21 protein-coding genes are annotated in these 18,456 nt (G+C 68.6%); 4 read left to right on the forward strand and 17 right to left on the reverse strand.

Going from position 1 to position 18,456, the window contains the following annotated elements; genetic code table 11:
* Window positions 1–54 precede the first annotated feature (54 nt).
* The 3 genes from nusB to EXE63_RS30995 are packed head-to-tail and all read right to left on the reverse strand — an operon-like array spanning window position 55 to window position 2,204.
* Window positions 55–534, reverse strand: a complete 480-nt coding sequence (gene nusB, locus EXE63_RS30985; RefSeq protein WP_168145130.1) for a transcription antitermination factor NusB — start codon at window positions 532–534, stop codon at window positions 55–57.
* Window positions 527–1,090 carry an elongation factor P gene (efp, locus tag EXE63_RS30990; protein WP_105366163.1) on the reverse strand — a complete coding sequence of 188 codons (564 nt, stop codon included), beginning with the start codon at window positions 1,088–1,090 and terminating at the stop codon, window positions 527–529. Before efp ends, nusB begins: the two co-directional genes overlap by 8 nt.
* Before the next feature lie 19 nt (window positions 1,091–1,109).
* A complete protein-coding gene (locus EXE63_RS30995) occupies window positions 1,110–2,204 on the reverse strand; it encodes a M24 family metallopeptidase (RefSeq protein WP_168145131.1) in 1,095 nt (364 codons plus the stop codon).
* Between the two features lie 33 nt (window positions 2,205–2,237).
* On the opposite strand from EXE63_RS30995, the gene EXE63_RS31000 reads away from it, so the two are divergent.
* On the forward strand, window positions 2,238–2,756 hold the full coding sequence (locus EXE63_RS31000; RefSeq protein ID WP_168145132.1) for a B-4DMT family transporter: 519 nt from the start codon (window positions 2,238–2,240) through the stop codon (window positions 2,754–2,756).
* Here the strand turns inward: EXE63_RS31000 and aroB are convergent.
* The 9 genes from aroB to EXE63_RS31045 form a co-directional block, all read right to left on the reverse strand.
* Entirely contained in the window at window positions 2,753–3,832 is a 1,080-nt protein-coding gene (gene aroB, locus EXE63_RS31005; protein WP_168145133.1) for a 3-dehydroquinate synthase, read from the reverse strand. The two genes, EXE63_RS31000 and aroB, sit on opposite strands and share 4 nt — an antisense overlap.
* Window positions 3,825–4,460: a shikimate kinase gene (locus EXE63_RS31010; protein ID WP_168145134.1), complete on the reverse strand. Its 636-nt coding sequence runs from the start codon at window positions 4,458–4,460 to the stop codon at window positions 3,825–3,827. The genes aroB and EXE63_RS31010 overlap by 8 nt, the downstream gene beginning before the upstream one ends.
* A gap of 3 nt (window positions 4,461–4,463) precedes the next feature.
* Window positions 4,464–5,669: a chorismate synthase gene (gene aroC / locus EXE63_RS31015; protein WP_168145135.1), complete on the reverse strand. Its 1,206-nt coding sequence runs from the start codon at window positions 5,667–5,669 to the stop codon at window positions 4,464–4,466.
* Window positions 5,670–5,728: 59 nt separating this feature from the next.
* Window positions 5,729–6,157, reverse strand: coding sequence for a prepilin peptidase (locus tag EXE63_RS31020; protein ID WP_168145136.1), 429 nt, complete (start codon window positions 6,155–6,157; stop codon window positions 5,729–5,731).
* A 9-nt stretch (window positions 6,158–6,166) separates the two neighbouring features.
* Complete coding sequence (locus EXE63_RS31025; RefSeq protein WP_234904338.1) at window positions 6,167–6,994, reverse strand: shikimate dehydrogenase; 828 nt, start codon at window positions 6,992–6,994, stop codon at window positions 6,167–6,169.
* Window positions 6,972–8,216 carry an endolytic transglycosylase MltG gene (gene mltG / locus EXE63_RS31030; protein WP_168145138.1) on the reverse strand — a complete coding sequence of 415 codons (1,245 nt, stop codon included), beginning with the start codon at window positions 8,214–8,216 and terminating at the stop codon, window positions 6,972–6,974. Before mltG ends, EXE63_RS31025 begins: the two co-directional genes overlap by 23 nt.
* Window positions 8,209–8,703 carry a Holliday junction resolvase RuvX gene (gene ruvX, locus EXE63_RS31035; RefSeq protein WP_168145139.1) on the reverse strand — a complete coding sequence of 165 codons (495 nt, stop codon included), beginning with the start codon at window positions 8,701–8,703 and terminating at the stop codon, window positions 8,209–8,211. Before ruvX ends, mltG begins: the two co-directional genes overlap by 8 nt.
* Before the next feature lie 5 nt (window positions 8,704–8,708).
* Window positions 8,709–11,399 carry an alanine--tRNA ligase gene (gene alaS / locus EXE63_RS31040; RefSeq protein ID WP_168145140.1) on the reverse strand — a complete coding sequence of 897 codons (2,691 nt, stop codon included), beginning with the start codon at window positions 11,397–11,399 and terminating at the stop codon, window positions 8,709–8,711.
* A gap of 74 nt (window positions 11,400–11,473) precedes the next feature.
* The gene (locus tag EXE63_RS31045) at window positions 11,474–11,875 is read right to left on the reverse strand and encodes a secondary thiamine-phosphate synthase enzyme YjbQ (protein WP_168145141.1); all 402 of its coding nucleotides are present in this window, start codon (window positions 11,873–11,875) and stop codon (window positions 11,474–11,476) included.
* Between the two features lie 130 nt (window positions 11,876–12,005).
* Here EXE63_RS31045 and EXE63_RS31050 point away from each other — a divergent pair, with 130 nt between their 5' ends.
* Window positions 12,006–12,626 (forward strand): antibiotic biosynthesis monooxygenase, encoded by a 621-nt coding sequence (locus EXE63_RS31050; RefSeq protein ID WP_168145142.1) that lies wholly within the window; start codon window positions 12,006–12,008, stop codon window positions 12,624–12,626.
* 1 nt (window position 12,627) lies between these two features.
* Here the strand turns inward: EXE63_RS31050 and EXE63_RS31055 are convergent, their stop codons facing one another.
* The 4 genes from EXE63_RS31055 to EXE63_RS31070 form a co-directional block, all read right to left on the reverse strand.
* Window positions 12,628–13,101: an SRPBCC family protein gene (locus tag EXE63_RS31055; RefSeq protein WP_168145143.1), complete on the reverse strand. Its 474-nt coding sequence runs from the start codon at window positions 13,099–13,101 to the stop codon at window positions 12,628–12,630.
* Window positions 13,098–13,454: an ArsR/SmtB family transcription factor gene (locus EXE63_RS31060; protein ID WP_210000165.1), complete on the reverse strand. Its 357-nt coding sequence runs from the start codon at window positions 13,452–13,454 to the stop codon at window positions 13,098–13,100. Before EXE63_RS31060 ends, EXE63_RS31055 begins: the two co-directional genes overlap by 4 nt.
* A gap of 97 nt (window positions 13,455–13,551) precedes the next feature.
* The gene (locus EXE63_RS31065) at window positions 13,552–14,889 is read right to left on the reverse strand and encodes a replication-associated recombination protein A (RefSeq protein ID WP_168145145.1); all 1,338 of its coding nucleotides are present in this window, start codon (window positions 14,887–14,889) and stop codon (window positions 13,552–13,554) included.
* 56 nt (window positions 14,890–14,945) lie between these two features.
* Window positions 14,946–15,776 (reverse strand): DUF3097 domain-containing protein, encoded by an 831-nt coding sequence (locus EXE63_RS31070; protein ID WP_168145146.1) that lies wholly within the window; start codon window positions 15,774–15,776, stop codon window positions 14,946–14,948.
* Window positions 15,777–15,902: 126 nt separating this feature from the next.
* Here EXE63_RS31070 and EXE63_RS31075 point away from each other — a divergent pair, with 126 nt between their 5' ends.
* Together EXE63_RS31075 and EXE63_RS31080 are read left to right on the forward strand one after the other, a co-directional pair.
* Window positions 15,903–16,379 carry a MerR family transcriptional regulator gene (locus EXE63_RS31075; RefSeq protein ID WP_168145147.1) on the forward strand — a complete coding sequence of 159 codons (477 nt, stop codon included), beginning with the start codon at window positions 15,903–15,905 and terminating at the stop codon, window positions 16,377–16,379.
* Complete coding sequence (locus EXE63_RS31080; protein ID WP_168145148.1) at window positions 16,369–17,388, forward strand: SDR family oxidoreductase; 1,020 nt, start codon at window positions 16,369–16,371, stop codon at window positions 17,386–17,388. Before EXE63_RS31075 ends, EXE63_RS31080 begins: the two co-directional genes overlap by 11 nt.
* On the opposite strand, the gene EXE63_RS31085 is transcribed toward EXE63_RS31080, so the two are convergent.
* Entirely contained in the window at window positions 17,378–18,433 is a 1,056-nt protein-coding gene (locus EXE63_RS31085) for a zinc-binding metallopeptidase family protein (protein ID WP_168145149.1), read from the reverse strand. The two genes, EXE63_RS31080 and EXE63_RS31085, sit on opposite strands and share 11 nt — an antisense overlap.
* Window positions 18,434–18,456: the final 23 nt, after the last annotated feature.

Below are 18,456 nucleotides of genomic sequence, written 5' to 3' on the forward strand. Positions count from 1 at the left end.
CATCCGAGCGATGCCACCGCTACCTGGGTGAACATCCGCAGCCCTGCGGCATCCTCAATCCCCGGTCTCCGAGGGCCGAAGCGCCGCCGCGGCCGCCCGGATCTGCGGGGTCACCAGCATGACCTGACCGAGCACGCCGTTGACGAAACCCGGGGACTCGTCGGTGGACAATTCCTTGGCCAGCTCGACGGCCTCGTCGACGGCCACGGGCTCCGGCACATCCTCGGCGTGCAACAGCTCCCACACCGCGACCCGCAGGATGGCGCGGTCCACCGCGGGCAGCCGCTCCAGCATCCAGCCCTGCAGGTGCGAGGAGATCAGGTCGTCGACATGCGCCGCCTGCTCGGTGACGCCGCGGGCCACCGTCACGGTGTACGGGTTCAGCGGATTGATATCGGCCTGGGTGTGAGACAGCGCATTGCGGCCGTCGGCGGCCTCGGCGGCGGTGATCCCGCGCGCCTCGGCCTCGAACAGCAGGTCGACGGCACGCTTGCGCGCCTGGTGCCGACCGCGGTCACCACGACGGTCAGGCATTGACCCTTCCCAGGTAGTTGCCGTCGCGGGTGTCGACCTTGAGCTTGTCGCCGGTGTTGATGAACAGCGGCACCTGGATCTCGGCGCCGCTCTCCATGGTGGCCGGCTTGGTGCCCGCGCTGGAGCGGTCGCCCTGCAGGCCCGGCTCGGTGTGGGAGACCAGAAGTTCGACGGAAACCGGGAGCTCCAGGTACAGCGGTGCGCCCTCGTGGAAGGCGATCTGCACACCGATGCCCTCGAGCAGGAAGTCGGCCAGCCGGCCGACCAGCGCCTCGGACAGCGGATGCTGCTCGAAGTCCTCGGAATCCATGAAGACGAAGTCGCTGCCGTCGCGGTACAGGTAGGTGGCGTCACGACGGTCGACGGTGGCGGTCTCCACCTTGACCCCGGCGTTGAACGTCTTGTCGACGACCTTGCCGGTCAGCACGTTCTTGAGCTTGGTGCGCACGAAGGCCGGGCCCTTGCCGGGCTTGACGTGCTGGAACTCGGTGATCTGCCACAACTGGCCTTCGATCTGCAGAACGAGTCCATTCTTGAAGTCGGCGGTTGATGCCACGGTCTGTACAGCTCCTAGATCAGGTGATAACAGCCAGTTCCTTGGGGAACCGGGTGAGTAACTCGGGTGTAGGTGCGCTCTCGCTGCCGACAACCAGGGTGTCCTCGATTCGGACACCGCCCCGGCCGGGCAGATAGACGCCGGGCTCCACGGTGACCGCAGCGCCAGCAAGCAGTGTACCGACGGCTGAAGCACTGATACCCGGCGCTTCGTGGATCTGCAATCCGACCCCGTGGCCGAGGCCGTGCCCGAAGTTCTCGGCGAAACCGGCGTCGGCGATCACCTGTCGCGAGGCGCCGTCGACATCCTTGAGGTTCGCGCCCGCCGAGAGCGCCTCCCGGCCGGCGCGCTGGGAGGTCGCTACCAGTTCGTAGAGATCGAGCTGCCACTGCGCGGCGTGCCCCAGCACGAAGGTGCGGGTCATGTCGGAGTGATACCCGGCGACCAGCGCGCCGAAATCGATCTTCACGAAATCGCCGTCGGCCAGCACGGCGTCGGTGGGCCGGTGATGCGGGATGGCCGAGTTCGCGCCGGCGGCCACGATGGTCTCGAAGGAAACCCCGTCGGCGCCATGGTCGAGCATCAGCGATTCCAGTTCGCGGCCGACCTCCTTCTCGGTGCGGCCGGGGCGCAGCCCGCCGCGGGCCACCAGGTCGTGCAGTGCCGCGTCGGCCGCCTCGCAGGCCAGCCGCAGGATGGCGATCTCGCCGGCGTCCTTGACCTCACGCAACCGTTCGACCATGCCGGCGGCGCGGACGAACTCCACGCCCTCGCCTGCGCGTTCCAGCAGACCGAACCCGTCGACGGTCACGACGTGGCTCTCGAACCCGAGCCGGCGCACACCGTCGGCGGCCGCACGGCCCGCCAGATGGGGGCCCACGGCCCGTTCGATGACCAGTTCGGCATCGGGTGACTGCGCCGCGGCCTGCGTTACATACCGGCCGTCGGTTGCCAACACCGGCGTGTCCTGGTCTGCGCGAACCAATAGTGCGGCGTTGGATCCGGTGAATCCGGACAGATATCGGACGTTGACCAGGTCAGTTACCAACATGGCGTCCAGTTCGGCGGCCGCCAATCGGCGCCGCAACCGGTCCCTGCGCGCAGATATCGTCACAGCCGCTGACGGTACTCGCTACGCTGTCCCCTCATGAGCAAGTGGTTGCTGCGCGGACTCGTGTTCGCGGCGGTCGTGGTTGTCCTCCGGTTGATCCAGGGAGTGCTGGTCGACTCCTTCCCGACGCAGGCTGGGTGGATCAGCCCCACGCTGGGTCTGTTCCTCGCGATCCCCGCGATCCTGTGGGCCTTTTTCGACGGCCGCGCCGACGCCAACGCGCAGTCCGACCCGGACCGTCGTCAGGATCTCGCGATGGTCTGGCTGATCGCCGGCCTGATCGCCGGACTGCTCGGAGACCTCGTGTGCTGGTTCATCGGGCTGTTCTACCCGGTGCTCTACACCGGGGGCCTGATCAGTGAGCTGACCTCGTTCGCGGCGTTCACCGCGCTGCTGATCTTCCTGGCCGGTGTCATCGCGGTGACCATCGGCCGCTGGAGCGTCGACCGCAAGGCGCCGCCGTACGTCCGCCGCCGTGAGGGCGACGAGGAGCGGGCCGACACCGACGTCTTCGCGGCGGTGCAGCCCGGCCCCGACGAGCCCGCCAAGTCTTAGCGGGTTCCCACCACGGAGTAGGCCGCGGCCAGCAGCGTCGGGTCCGGCCCTTCGAGGCGGCCCGGCTTGGCCAGTCCGTCGAGCACCACGAAGCGCAGCACCCCGGAGCGATTCTTCTTGTCCCCGGCCATGTATTCGAGCAACTGGGGCAGCGCATCGGCGTCATAGCTGACCGGTAGCCCAAGCGCCGCTAGCACCCGGATGTGCCGGTCGGCGGTGTCGTCGTCCAGACGGCCGGCCAACCGGCCCAGCTCCGCGGCGAACACCAGACCCACCGACACCGCGGCCCCGTGACGCCACTTGTAGCGCTCGCGGCGCTCGATGGCGTGAGCCAACGTGTGCCCATAGTTCAGGATTTCGCGCAGCGCCGATTCCTTCTCGTCGGCTGCCACCACCTCGGCCTTGACGGCGATGGCACGGCGGATCAGTTCGGGCAGCACGGATCCCGACGGGTCCAGCGCGGCCTCCGGGTCGGCCTCGATGAGATCCAGGATGACCGGGTCGGCGATGAAACCGGCCTTCACGATCTCGGCCATCCCGGCCACGATCTCGTTGCGCGGCAGTGTCTGCAGGGTGGCGAGGTCGACCAGGACCGCCAGCGGCTGATGGAAGGCGCCGACCAGGTTCTTGCCCGCGTCGGTATTGATCCCGGTCTTGCCGCCGACAGCGGCGTCCACCATGCCCAGCAGCGTGGTCGGGACGTGCACGATGTCGACGCCGCGCAGCCAGGTGGCCGCGGCGAACCCGGCGACGTCGGTTGCGGCACCGCCGCCGAGGCTGACGACGGCATCCTTGCGCCCGATACCGATCCGGCCCAGCACTTCCCAGATGAAGCCGACGACGGGAAGTTCCTTACCGGATTCAGCATCCGGGATCTCGATGCGGTGCGCGTCGATCCCGTTGCCCGCCAGGTGTTCCCGGATGACCTCGGCGGTCTGGGCCAGGGTGGGTTGGTGCAGGATCGCCACCTTGTGGCGGCCGGCCAGCGTGCGGCCGAGGTCCGCCAACAGCCCGGTGCCGATGATCACCGGGTACGGGCGGTCGACAAGTACGTCAACAGTCACGGGTTCACTCATTGCGCGCCTCTGCTCGTCGGGCCAGCGCCGCCGGAGTGGGCGGGGCCTCGGTGGTGGGTGCCGGATCAAGGACGGTGGGTCCGCGCCGCCAGGCCGGTCTGCGCCGCCGCCGCGGCCGGGCAGGGCCACACCCAGACAGCCGGCCGACGATATGGCGTACCACCGCGCCGGGATTGCGCCGGTTGGTGTTCACCCGCATGGTGGCGACCTCGCGGAACAACGGTTCCCGCTGCTTCATCAGGGCACGGTACTTCGCCGCCGGGTCATCGCCGGCGAGCAGCGGTCGGGCGCTGCCGGTGGTCCGCCGAACACCTTCTGCGGCACTGATTTCCAGATAGATCACGGTGTGACCCTTGAGCGCTTCGCGCACCTCCGGTGTGGTCACCGCACCACCGCCGAGAGACACCACACCCTCGTGTTCGTCCAGCGCAGCGCGCACCACGTCGGCCTCGATCTGACGGAACTGCGGCTCGCCGTCGGTGAAGATCTCGGCGATGCTGCGACCGGTGGTCTCGACGATCTTGGCGTCGGTGTCCAGCAGCGGCACGCCCAGCGCCTTGGCCAACCGGCGGCCGATGGTGGACTTGCCGGAACCCGGCATGCCCACCAGTACCACTTGGGGAGCCATCAGCTATCCCGAGGCCGTCGTGGACGGCTCGTGCTCGGCAACCGAGGCCAGGTAGCTCTCGACGTTTCTGCGGGTCTCGGCCAGCGAGTCACCACCGAACTTGAGCAGCGCGGCACGCGCGAGCACCAGGGCCACCATCGTCTCGACGACGACACCGGCGGCAGGAACCGCGCACACGTCGGAGCGTTGATGGATCGCCACGGCCTCCTCGCCGGTGGACATGTCGACGGTGGCCAGCGCGCGCGGCACCGTGGAGATCGGCTTCATCGCGGCGCGCACCCGCAGCGGCTGCCCGTTGGTCATGCCGCCCTCGAGGCCGCCGGCGCGGTTGGTGGAACGGGTGATGCCGTCCGGGCCCGGGTACATCTCGTCATGGGCGACGCTGCCGCGGCGGCGTGCCGTCTCGAAGCCGTCGCCGATTTCGACACCCTTGATGGCCTGGATACCCATCACCGCTGCGGCGAGCTGGCTGTCGAGTCGGTTGTCGCCGCTGGTGAAGGAGCCCAGTCCGATCGGCAGCCCGGTGACCACGACCTCGACGATGCCGCCGAGGGTGTCACCGTCCTTCTTGGCGGCTTCGATCTCGGCGATCATCAGCTGCTCGGCGTCCTTGTCGAAGGCACGTACCGGGCTGTCATCGATGGCGGTCAGGTCCTGCGGCTGCGGTGACGGGCCGTCGTAGGGCTTCGAGGCACCGATGGAGACGACGTGTGAGATCACCTCGACGCCGAGCGCCTGCTGCAGGAAGGCCCGGGCCACCGTGCCGGCGGCGACGCGGGCGGCGGTCTCGCGGGCGCTGGCGCGTTCCAGCACCGGACGGGCATCGTCGAAGCCGTACTTGAGCATCCCCGCGTAATCGGCGTGGCCGGGACGCGGACGGGTCAGCGGGGCGTTGCGGGCGGCATCGCCGTCGAGCCGGTCGGCGGGCACCGGGTCCGATGCCATCACGGTCTCCCACTTGGGCCATTCGGTGTTGCCGATCTCGATGGCGATCGGTCCGCCCAGGGTGAGGCCGTGGCGCACGCCGCCCAGCACGGTCACCTGATCCTTCTCGAACTTCATCCGCGCACCGCGGCCGTAGCCGAGCCGGCGGCGCTGCAGCTGGACCGCGATGTCGTCGGAGGTGACGGACAAACCCGCAACCATGCCTTCGACCATCGCCACCAGGGCACGGCCGTGGGATTCACCTGCGGTAGTCCATCGCAACACGGATGACATTCTCCCATGCGGTCATCTGTGCGACCGAATCCGTCAACCTGTGCTCTGCACTACCACCACGCCAGGGCGACCGATGCGGCGCTGGCCGCACACATCGACGGGCCGTGCGGCACCGCCGATCCGCCCCGCAGCACCACGACGACGATTCCGGCCAGCGCGGTCAGCAGCACCGCGCCGAGCGCGCCGAGCAGCCACACCTCCGGCCCGAACGCCCCGGTCAGCCCGCCCAGCCCGATGGCGAGTTTCACATCCCCGGCGCCGAGCGCGGCCGGATCGATCAGGTGCACCACCAGATAAAGCAGGCTGAGGGCCAGGGCGCCGAGCACGGCGGGCATCCCCCGGCCCGCCGACACGGCCGCCGCGAGGACGAGCGCCGCGCCGGGCAGGGTCAGCACGTTCGGCAGGCGACGGTGCCGTAGGTCGTGCGCGCTCAGTGCGATCAGCCACCCGACAACCAACCCGGCCGTGCCAGCCCCCATGGATCAAGGCTAGGACCCCGGCAGTGCCCGCCTCATCACCTCTTTGGGCGCCGGCATCCCGGTGAATTGTTCGACCTGCGCCACGGCCTGGTGCAGCAGCATGGCCAGCCCGCTGATCACCCGGCCGCCACGGGCCTGCACCGCGGCGGCCAGCGGGGTGGGCCAGGGGTCGTAGATCGCGTCCAGCAGCACCGGCACGTTCTCGATGGTGTGGGCGTAGCCGGCCGCGATGTCGGCGGGCAGGGTGTTGACCGCGACGTCCACATCGACCGGAGTGCCGAGTTCGACCCACCGGATGCCCACACCGAGCGGTTCGGCAAGCGCGACCAGCGGTTGTGCTCGCTCCGGATTACGGGCCAGCACCGCGACCTCGGTGACGCCGAGGCTCGCCAGGCCCGCCACCGCGGCCGGGGCCGTACCACCCGAGCCGAGCACCGCGGCGCGGCGACCCCGCTGTGTGTGTTTCCCGTCGCTTCGCTCGCCCAGGTCCTTCAGCGCGCCGATGACCCCGTCGATATCGGTGTTGTCGGCCCGCCAGCCCGTCGCGGTGCGCACCAGCGTGTTCGCCGAGCCCACCAGCGTGGCGCGGGCCGTCCGCTCGGAGGCCACCGCCAGCGCGGCGAACTTGTTGGGCATGGTGACCGAGAGGCCGACCCATTCCGGTCCCAGCCCGGCCACCAGTGCCGGCAGCTGCTCGGCCGTGCACTCGATGCGGTCATAGGTCCACGACGTCAGACCCAGTTCCCGGTACGCGGCCAGGTGGATGTCCGGCGAGCGGGAATGCGAGATCGGCGAGCCCAGTACCGCTGCGCGCCTACCGGGCACTGTCGAGAACACCGTTGTTCCTGGCCAGTTCGATGCTCGCCAGGTGCTGCTCATAGTCGCGGGTGAACAGGGTCGTGCCCTGCATGTCGATGGTGACGAAGTACAGCCAGTCCCCCGGCTCCGGATTCTCGGCCGCCGCCAGCGCGGGTTGGCCCGGCGAACAGATCGGCGTCTTCGGAAGGCCGAGAGAGGCATAGGTGTTCCACGGTGTCACCCGGGCTCGATCGCCGTCGGTGGTGGCGATCTCGGTGCGGTCCAGGGAGTAGTTCACCGTGGAGTCGAATTCCAGCTTGCGGTTCTCGGCGAGCCGGTTGAAGATCACCCGCGCCACCTTGGAGAAGTCCTGGGGCTTGGACTCCCGCTGCACCAGCGAGGCGACGATCAGGATCTCGTACGGCGACAACTGGGTGGTCTCGGCGGCGGCGAGCAAGCCGTTGGCCTCGTACTGTGCGGTGCTCGCTCCGATCAGGCTGGCCAGGATCTCCTCGGCCGAACCCGACGGATTGACGTTCCAGCTGCCCGGCGCGATCAGGCCCTCCAGCCGCCGGTGATCGCTACCCATCTCGGTCACCCCGGAGTTCGCCCAACTGGGCACCGACAGTGCCGCCAGGTCGGCGGTACCGGCGGCCTGCTTGAGATCGTCGGCGGAGACACAGTCCCGGGTGCCGTCGAGGTCGACGCAGGAGGCGTCCGCGATGAGCGAGAGGATGCCCTTGGTGACGGCATTGGTCTTGACGTCGGCGACGTCGTCGAGCTGGCGGCCCTCGGGGATGACCATCTGACCGACGCGGTTTTCCGGATCGGCGAGCTTCTGCACGGCGCTGGACACCGGGATCTCGGTGCGCAGCTTGTAGAAACCGGGCTGGATGGCCGCGATCGCCGGATTGGTGGCGGCAGCCTCCACGAATGCCTTCGACGAGGAGACCACGTTCTGTTCCTGCAGCGTCTGCCCGATCGCGGTGGTCGAGTCCCCGCTGTGCACCTCGACGACGACATCGGCGGTGCCTTCGCCGGCGAAATCGCTGGTGCCGCCGAACAGGCCGTGCCACATCTTGGAGCCGACGAACACCACCCCGATGACGACGACGACGAGCGTCACCAGCGCGGCGACCGAGAACACCCGGCGACGCCGTGCGGTACGTCGTTCCTGCGCCCGGGCGGCGCGGCTGAGCCGGCGGCGCGGTGGCCCGACCGCCTGCGGTTCGCTGCGCTCGGGACTCCAGTGATCACTCATCAACAACCCTTAATGCGGACCGGCGCTGGTCCAACCAGTTCTGCAGAATGCCCACTGCGGCAACCTGATCGACCATGACCCGCTGATTCTTGGCGCGTACCCCTGCTTCGCGCAGCGACCGCTGGGCGGTCACCGTGGTCAGCCGCTCGTCGGCCAGCCGCACCGGTGTCGGTGCGATCCGGGCCGCCAGGGCATCGGCCAATTCGACGGCGTCCTGTGCTGAGGAACCCGAACGGTTCGCCAGCGTGCGCGGCAGGCCGACGACGACCTCGACCGCTTCCCACTCTTGCGCGAGCCTTACCAGCCTGCGCAGGTGACGGCCCGATCTGTCCCGCTGCACGGTCTCCAGCGGGGTGGCCAGAATGCCGTCGGGGTCGCTTCCAGCGACCCCGATACGGACGGTGCCGACGTCGATGCCGAGCCGGCGACCCGGTCCCGGGTCATCGGGACCCGGCCTGTCCGGCAGGCGGTCGACCTCGGCACTCACTGTGGCTAGCTCCGGGAGATCTCTGCGTGCAGCGCGGCCAATGCCGCGTCGATACCCGCCGCCCCCTTACCGGACCCCTGGGCCAGATCAGCCTTGCCACCCCCGCGGCCGTTGACGGCCGCGCCCAACGTCTTCACCAGGTCATTGGCGCTCAGACCGAGGTCCTGCGCCGCGGGATTGACCGCGACCACGAAGGGCACCGCGTCATCCTCGCCCTCAGCGATGAGCGCCACCACGCCGGCCTCGGAACCGAGCTTCCCGCGGATGTCACCGACCAGGCTGCGCAGATCTGCAGCGGTGATTCCACCGGCCATGCGCTGAGCCACGAGACGCACCTTACCGACAAGCTCCGCCCCGGCGGCCGCATTTGCGGCCGCGGCGCGCGCGTTTGCCAGCCGAGCCTTGTCCAGTTCCTTTTCCGCGGCCCGCAGCCGTTCCACGAGGTTGGCCACGCGTGCCGGCACCTCCTCAGAGGGCACCTTCAGCGAGGACGCCAGCCCGGCCATCAGCGCGCGCTCCTTGGACAGGTGGCGGAACGACTCCAGGCCGACGTAGGCCTCGACCCGGCGTACACCGGACCCCACCGAGGATTCGCCGAGCACGGTGACCGGTCCGATCTGCGCCGAGCTGCGCACGTGTGTGCCACCGCACAGTTCCAGGGAGAACGGTCCGCCGATCTCGACCACCCGGACCTCGTCGGGGTAGTTCTCGCCGAACAGCGCCATCGCGCCCATCGCCTTGGCCTGATCCAGCCCGGTATTGAAGGTGTTCACCGCGAAGTCGGCCTGCACCGCTTGGTTGGCGACCTCTTCGATCTGCGCGCGCTGCTCGTCGGACAGCGAGCCCTGCCAGTTGAAGTCGAAGCGCAGGTAGCCCGGCCGGTTCAGCGAACCGGCCTGAACCGCGTTGGGGCCCAGTACCTCCCGCAGTGCGGCGTGCACCATGTGGGTGCCGGAATGGCCCTGCGTCGCGCCGTGTCGCCACTTCTCGTCGACGGTGGCGGTGATGGTGTCACCCTCCACGAACTCCCCGGACTCCACCGAGACACGATGCGCCCACAGGGTTTTCGCGATCTTCTGCACATCGGTGACCGCGGCCTTGGCGGTCTCCGACGCGCCGGTGCCGGTGATGAAACCCTCATCGGCGATCTGCCCGCCGGATTCGGCGTAGAACGGCGTGCGGTCCAGGATCAACTCGACCTGCTGGCCCTGGGTGCCTTCGTGGGACACCACGGGAACCCGCTTGCCGTCGACAAAGATACCGAGAATGCGTGCCTGCGAGCTCAACTCGTCGAAACCGGTGAATTCGGTGGGCCCGCCGTCGACGAGCTCGCGGTAGGCGGACAGGTCCGTGTGAGCCTGCTTGCGGGCGGCCGCGTCGGCCTTGGCGCGCTGGCGCTGTTCGGCCATCAGACCGCGGAAGCCCTCTTCGTCGACCGTCAGGCCGGCCTCGGCGGCCATTTCCAGGGTCAGATCGATCGGGAAACCGTAGGTGTCGTGCAGCGTGAAGGCGTCATTGCCGGACAGCGTCGACTTCCCGGCGGCGCGGGTCGCGCCCGCGGCATCCTCGAACAGCCGCGAACCCGAGAGCAGCGTGCGGTTGAACGCCGTCTCCTCGGCGACCGCGATGCGGCTGATCCGGTCGAAATCGGTGACCAGTTCCGGGTAGGACGGTCCCATCTCGTCACGCACGGTCGTCATCAGCTCGGCCATGATGGGACGTTCCACACCGAGCAGGCGGGCCGCGCGGATGATGCGGCGCAACAGCCGGCGCAGCACGTAGCCGCGACCCTCGTTACCGGGGGTGACACCGTCGCCGATGATGATCGCCGCGGTGCGGCTGTGGTCGCCGATGATGCGGTAGCGCACATCGTCGGTGTGGTTGCCCTGCCCGTATCCGCGGGGCGCGATGCCGGCGACCAGGTCGATGACGGGGCGCACCAGGTCGGTCTCGTAGACGTTGTCCACGTCCTGCAGCAGACAGGCGATGCGCTCGACACCCATGCCGGTGTCGATGTTCTTGCGCGGCAGCGGCCCGAGGATCTCGAAGTCGTCCTTGCTGGTGCCGTCGCCGCGCTCGTTCTGCATGAAGACGAGATTCCAGATCTCGATGTAGCGGTCCTCGTTGGCCTCGGGGCCGCCGTCGATGCCGTACTCCGGGCCGCGGTCGTAGTAGATCTCCGAGCACGGGCCGCACGGGCCGGGGATGCCCATCGACCAGTAGTTGTCGGCCATCCCGCGGCGCTGGATGCGCTCGAGCGGCAGTCCGGCCACTTCCTGCCACAGCGCGATGGCCTCGTCGTCATCGAGATAGACGGTGGCCCAGAGCTTTTCCGGATCGAATCCGTAGCCGCCCTGGTCCTGCGGGTTGGTCAGCAAGGTCCAGGCCAGTTCGATGGCGCGCTTCTTGAAGTAGTCGCCGAAGCTGAAGTTGCCGGCCATCTGGAAGAAGGTGTTGTGCCGGGTGGTGATTCCGACTTCTTCGATGTCCGGGGTGCGGATGCATTTCTGCACGCTGACGGCGGTGTCGTAGGGCGGGGTGCGCGCGCCGAGGAAGAACGGCACGAACTGCACCATGCCGGCGTTGACGAACAGCAGGTTCGGGTCGTCGAGGATCACCGAGGCGCTGGGCACCTCCGTGTGTCCCGCCTTCACGAAATGATCGAGGAAGCGTTTCCTGATCTCGTGTGTCTGCACGTGCTGCTGTCCTTTGGTCAACCTGCGATTACTTCGACCGCACCACAGTACCGTTTGGTGACCGGTCGGAATCTTCAGCCCGACACGAAGCTCAACCGCACCGATCGTCGCGGGTTGTCCCTGTTCAGGTCCACCAGCACGATGCTCTGCCAGGTGCCCAACAACGGCTCTCCGGCACCGACCGGGACCGTCACCGACGGGGAGACCAGACCCGGCAGCACGTGATCGGCGCCGTGACCGGGTGAGCCGTGCGCGTGCCGGTACCGGTCATCGCGCGGGAGCAACCGCTCCAGAGCGTCCAACAGGTCGTCATCGGAGCCTGCACCGGTCTCGATGATCGCGACACCGGCGGTCGCGTGCGGCACGAAGACATTGCAGAGGCCATCTGCCTTGGTCGCGCAGAACTCGCGCACCTGCGCGGTCAGGTCGATGATCCGGCGACGCGACGTGTCCAGTTCGAGCACTTCGGTGTTCACGTTGCCAGCCTACGAGCCGGCCTGCTGATGTGCGCCGGCCAAAGCCATTGTGCGGGGCGGCCGCCGGGAGGACAGTTGAGGTGACCGGTGGCGCCGGCGGGGCGCTGCCCTGGAGCAAAGGAGGTGGACCGTGTTCGCACGATCTACCACTGTGATGGCGCGCCCCGAATCGGTCGACGACGGCATCGCCCATGTCCGCGACGAGGTGATGCCCGCGCTTCTGGAACTCTCCGGCTGCATCGGCCTGTCGCTGATGGTCGACCGGCAGACCGGCCGGTGCATCGCCACCAGCGCCTGGCACGACGCGGACGCCATGCGCGACAGCGCCGATGCGGCCGGCCGGTTGCGCGCGCAGGCCGGCGAGCGGTTCGGCGGTCCGGCCACCGCGCAGGATTGGGAGATCGCGGTGCTGCACCGCGAGCACAGTTCCGATCCGGGCGCCTGGGTGCGGGCCAGCTGGGTGACGGTGCCGCCGGAGCTCACCGAGGCCGGTATCGAGTACTACCGCAGTGCGGTGCTCCCCCAGATCGAGCACCTGCCCGGGTTCCGCAGCGCCAGCCTGCTCGTCGACGCGTCGTCGGGGCGGGCGGTGTCCTCGGTGTCGTTCGTCAGCCGGGACGTGATGGAGCAGAACCGCGAGTACGCGTCGACACTGAAGGCCGAATCGATCCGGGCGGCCGGAGCCAGCGGGGTGGACGAGGGCGAGTTCGAACTCGTCATCGCCCACCTCCGGGCGCCCGAACTGGTCTGAGTCAGAGAGTCGTGAGCAGGGCGTCCAGCTTCTCGTAGCCCTCGGTCATGCCGCCCTCCATACCGGAGGACAGCAAGGCGTCGCGGGCCTCGGTGTTGGGACAGATCGACCGGCCGCGCAGCCGGGACCGGCCGTCACCGAGGTCCTCGAACCACAGGTACTCGATGTTGACCATGTCCGGGGCGCCCTCGAACTCGAAGGTCTGCAGGATGAACTCGTTGTCCCGGACGGTGTGGAAGGTGCCGTTGAAGCCGTAGGTGCCGCTCTCATCCGAGTGCGAATAGCGGTAGCCACCATGGTTTTTGAAGTCCCACTCGGCGATCTCCATCCGCAGGCCCTGCGGTCCGAGCCACTGCTTGACCAGCTCGGGTTCGCTGTGCGCCCGGAACAGGGCGTGCACCGGCGCGTCGAAATCGCGGCTGAACTCCATCGCCAGCGTGTCCACCGGCGCGGTCAGGTCGAGTGCGTTGGTCATATCGTCTCCTTGTTGTCATGTGGTTCTTCGGTGAGGGTCTCCAGCAGGCCGTCCAGCCGGCGGTAGCTGCGTTCGGCGTCCAGGCGGTATTTGTCGATCCATTCGGTGAGCCGTTCCAGCGCGGCGGAATCCAGGTGCACCGGCCTGCGCTGCGCCTCCCGGCTGCGGGTGACCAGTCCGGCCCGCTCCAGCACCTGAATGTGCTTGGAGACCGCCTGTTTGGTGATGTCGAACGGCGCGGCCAGGTCGTTGACCGTGGCCGGCCCCCGGGCCAGCCGCGCCACCATGGCGCGCCGGACCGGATCGGCCAGCGCCAGGAACGCACGGTCCAGATCGTCGTCGAGCATGCCCATTAATCAATCTTTCGGTTGTGCAATCTTTCCATTGTTCAATCTAATGGTTGATTACTAAGGTAGGCGACGGCGGCGACGGGGTCAAGAGTGTGTCGACCTACCGCGTACGCCGGATGATGGCCCGCAACTTCTCCAACCGGCTGGCGATCTCCCGCTCGGCGCCGTAGCTGGTGGGCCGGTAGTAGTCGACACCCACCAGTTCATCGGGCGGATACTGTTGGGCCGCAACACCACCCGGCGCATCGTGGGCGTATTTGTAGCCGACGGCGTTGCCCAGCTTCTGAGCCCCCGAATAGTGCCCGTCGCGCAGATGCGCAGGCACCAGGCCGGCCTTGCCGGCGCGGATATCGCCCATCGCCGCGCCCAGGGCGGTCGTCACGGCGTTCGACTTCGGCGCGGTCGCCAAATGCACCGTCGCGTGCGCCAGCGTCAACTGCGCCTCCGGCATGCCGATCAGCGCCACGGTCTGAGCCGCGGCGACCGCGGTCTGCAACGCCATCGGATCGGCCATGCCGATGTCCTCGCTGGCCAGGATCACCAGCCGGCGGGCCAGGAAGCGCGGGTCCTCCCCCGCGGTCAGCATCCGGGCCAGGTAGTGCAGCGCGGCATCCACATCCGAGCCGCGCACCGACTTGATGAAGGCGCTGACGACGTCGTAGTGCTGGTCACCGTCGCGGTCATAGCGCACCGCCGCCTGATCCAGGGACTGCTCCACCACCTCGACGGTGATGGTGCCGCCCGCGCCACCGGAGGTTTCGGCCGCGACCTCCAGCGCGGTCAGCGCGCGGCGGGCATCCCCGGCCGCCAGCTTGATCAGCAGTTCCAGCGCGTCGTCGGCGATGGCGACCGAGCCGGCGAGACCACGCTCATCGGTGGCGGCCCGCTCCAGCACGGCGCGGATGTCGTCGGCGCCCAGCGGTTGCAACTGCAGGATCAGTGATCGACTCAGCAGCGGAGCCACCACCGAGAAGGACGGGTTCTCCGTGGTCGCCGCGACCAGCAGCACCACCCGGTTCTCCACGGCCGCCAGCAACGCATCCTGCTGAGTCTTGGAGAACCGGTGCACCTCATCGATGAACAGCACGGTCTGCTGGCCACGGATGGCCGCGTGGCGGGCCGTCTCGATGACGGCACGCACCTCTTTCACTCCCGCGCTCAGGGCCGACAGCGCCTCGAACCGGCGTCCGGTGGCACCGGAGATCAGTGAGGCCAGCGTGGTCTTACCGGTGCCGGGCGGCCCGTACAGGATGACGCTGGCCGCGCCGGAGCCTTCCACCAGGCGACGCAGCGGGGAGCCGGGTTTGAGCAGATGCTGCTGACCGACCACATCGTCGAGGGTGGCCGGGCGCATGCGGACGGCCAGCGGGCTGGCGCCCGTCGGCATATCGGCAGCGGCCGGCGCGTCGCCCGGCATGTCGAACAAACTGTCTGACACGCGTTCTGCTTACCACGCCGAGCCGACGTGCTGGCTCACGCGGGTGCCCTGCCGTCTCAGGCTGGTGCCGTCACGAAGTCGATGAGCTCCTCGACCCGGCCGATCAGCGCGGGCTCCAGGTCGTTCCAGTCCCGCACCCGGCCCCGGATCCGCTGCCAGGCACCCGCGATATCGGCCTGGTCGGCGTGCGGCCAGCCCAGCGCCTCGCAGATCCCGTGCTTCCAATCGGTCCCGCGCGGGATCACCGGCCACTGCTTCACGCCCAACCGCGCCGGCTTGACCGCCTGCCAGATGTCGATATACGGATGCCCGACCACCAGGGTGTGCTCACCCGCCACTCGCATGGCCTCGGCGGCGATCCGGGACTCCTTCGACCCGGCCACCAGGTGGTCGACCAGGACGCCGAGACGCCGCCCCGGGCCCGGCCTGAACTCGGCCACGATGCCGGCCAGATCGTCGACACCGCCCAGGTACTCCACGACGACACCCTCGATGCGCAGGTCCGCGCCCCACACCTGCTCGACCAACTCGGCGTCGTGGCGGCCCTCGACGTAGATGCGGCTGGACAGCGCGACCCGGGCCTTGGCCCCGGACACCGCCACCGAGCCCGAGGCGGTGCGGGCGGTGGCGATCGTGACCTTCGGCTTGACCAGGATGACCGGCTTGCCCTCGACCAGGAACCCGGGGCCCAGCGGGAACGATCGAACCCGGCGGTTGCGGTCCTCCAGTTCGACGCGGTTGTTCTCGATGCGCACCACCGCGCCGACGAAACCGCTCGACGGGTCCTCGACCACCAGCCCCTTGTCGGCCGGATGCTCGACGGATCGAACGCGCGTCGGGGTGTGCGGGTTTCGGGCGAGGATGTCGGAGCCGTAGCGATCAGTCACGCGGGCGATCCTAGAAAGAGCACTACCGGAATCAGCGGTGCGACATGCCACGGTGAGTCATCGTGATCGTGCCGTTGCCTGGCCGGGGCTTGACCTGAACCGCTTCAAGTTCGGCAGAGTGATCCCATGGCCATCAACCTGTCCGAACCGGTGACCGCCGACCTCACCATCCAGCAGGTGGCTCGGCGCACCGGGCTGAGTGAGTCCGCGCTGCGCTACTACGAGCGCATCGGGCTGATCGACCCGGTACCCCGCGATCACAGCAGCGGTCACCGCCGGTTCCCGCCGGACCAGGTGGCCACCGTGGAGTCACTGGCCTGCCTGCGCGGCACCGGGATGTCGGTGCGGGACATGCGCTCCTATGTGGCCAACATGCGCGACGCCGACGCGGTCGATGCGCAGCAGCGCCTGTTCGCCGATCACGCGCGGCGCTTGGGCGACGAGATCGCCCGGCTGCAGGTGCGTCGGCGCTATGTCGCGGCCAAGGCCCAGCTGTGGCAGGCCCGCTGTGACGGCAACGACGACGAGGAACAACGGCTCATCCCGACCATCGTCGAGCTGGGCAACCGACTACTGAACCAGGAGGCCACAGATGGCCGATGACACTTCACCCGTTCTTGTCACCGGAGGGTCCGGATTCCTTGCCGCACATACGATTCTGCAGCTGCTCGAAGCCGGCCACCGGGTGCGCGCCACGGTGCGGTCGGCGGGCCGGCGCGACGAGCTCACCGAGGCACTGGTCGGGGCGGGTGCCGACGTCGCTCCGCTGAGCTTCGTGATCGCCGACCTGAGCGCCGACGACGGCTGGGACGAGGCGGTGTCCGGCACCGAGTACGTACTGCACATGGCGTCGCCCTTCCCGCCGAGGCAACCCGATGATCCCGAGGAACTCATCGGACCCGCTCGCGACGGCACGCTGCGGGTGCTGCACGCCGCGGCCCGGCACGGGGTGCGCAGGGTGGTGCTGACATCCTCGTTCGCCGCTGTCGGCTACAGCCCGAAACCGTCCGGGGCGCCCTATGACGAATCCGACTGGACCGACCCGGCGCAGGACAACAGCCCCTACGTGTTGTCGAAAACACTCGCCGAGCGGGCGGCGTGGGAGTTCGCGGCCGAGCACCCCGGCGCCCCGGAGCTGACGGTGATCAATCCGGTGGGGGTGTTCGGCCCTGCGCTGGGATCGAACCTGTCCAGTTCGGTCGGCATCATCGCGATGCTGCTGTCCGGCCGGCCGTCACCGCTGCCGCGCGCCTCCTTTACCGTCGTCGACGTCCGCGACGTGGCCGACCTGCACATCCGGGCCATGAGCTCGCCGGTGGCTGCCGGGCAGCGCTACCTGGCCGCAGCCGGTGCGGCGATGACGCTGCCCGAGATCGCGGCCACCCTGCGGGAACGCCTCGGCGAGGACGCGGCCGGGGTACCGGTCGAGGTGGCCTCCGATGACGAGGTCCGCGCCGCGGCGACCGAGCGGCCGGAGCTGGAAGTGTTCGCCGGTCTGCTCGGCACTCCCAAACAGATATCGGCCGCCAAGGCCGTCGCACAGCTCGGCTGGCAGCCCCGTCCGGCGGCCGACGCGGTGACCGCCACCGCGGCAAGCCTGCTCAGCCGCTGACCGCGGCCAACTTCGTCGGCGATGAGGTGATCTCGTCGATCACCGTGTGGATGAAGCGCATCTTCTCCAGCACCGACGCGGGCAGCACGAACGGGTACAGGTCATCGCGGCCCATCGATCGGTTCACCATGTTCAGCGCCCACGACAGCGGCAGCCACATCTCGATGATGGTGTCGAATCCGCTGGGGCCCAGCGCCCGTCGGTCGAAGGTCGCACCGGCCGGGGCCAGGCTGAATGCGGCGGCGGTGTCCAGGGTGTCGCGGATGTGCAGATAGTGGGCAAACGTTTCGGCCCAGTCCTCGGCGGGGTGCATGGTCGCGTAGGAGGAGACGAAATCGCTCTTCCAGCCCGCCGGCGCACCCTCGTTGTAGTGCCGGTCCAGCGCGGCCTGGTAGTCGAGGTCGGGATCGCCGAACAGGTCGTTGAAGCCCGCGAGGTATTCCGGCGACGGGCTGACCAGGCGGTAGAAGTAGTAGTGCCCGAGTTCGTGGCGGAAGTGCCCGAGCAGGGTCCGGTAGGGCTCCTCCATCGCGACCCGCAGCTGTTCGCGGTGCACGTCATCGCCTTCGGCGAGATCGAGGGTGATGACACCGTCGGCGTGCCCGGTGAACACCTTCTCCTGCACGCTGCTCAGCAGGTCGAAGGCCAACCCGAACTGTGGGTCCTCGTCACGGCCGACGATCGGAAGCTTGAGCTCGTACAGCTCGGCGATCACCCGGCGCTTGGCTCTCTCGGCGCTGGCGAACTTGGCGAGAGCATTGGTGTCGGCATCGTGGGGCCGGGTTCGGGTCAGCGCACAGGATGCGCACAACTTGACGACGGGCCCCCGCTCCACCAGCCAGTTGCATTCGGCCAGATGAAGATTGGCGCACAGCCGGTACTTCTGCTCATCGACCGCGCCCGCGTGCTCGCTCTCCTCCTCGGGCGCAATGACCAGCAATGCCATATCGTCGAGTGAGAAACCCAGCCTGGAGCCGCACGACAGGCACTTCGAATTCTCGAAGGCCAACCGCTGTCCACAATTCGGGCAGTTGAAATCCCGCATGTCCCACCCTCCCTGATGACGCG

Source organism: Mycolicibacterium frederiksbergense (genome assembly GCF_012223425.1).
GTDB classification, from domain to species: Bacteria; Actinomycetota; Actinomycetes; order Mycobacteriales; family Mycobacteriaceae; genus Mycobacterium; species Mycobacterium frederiksbergense.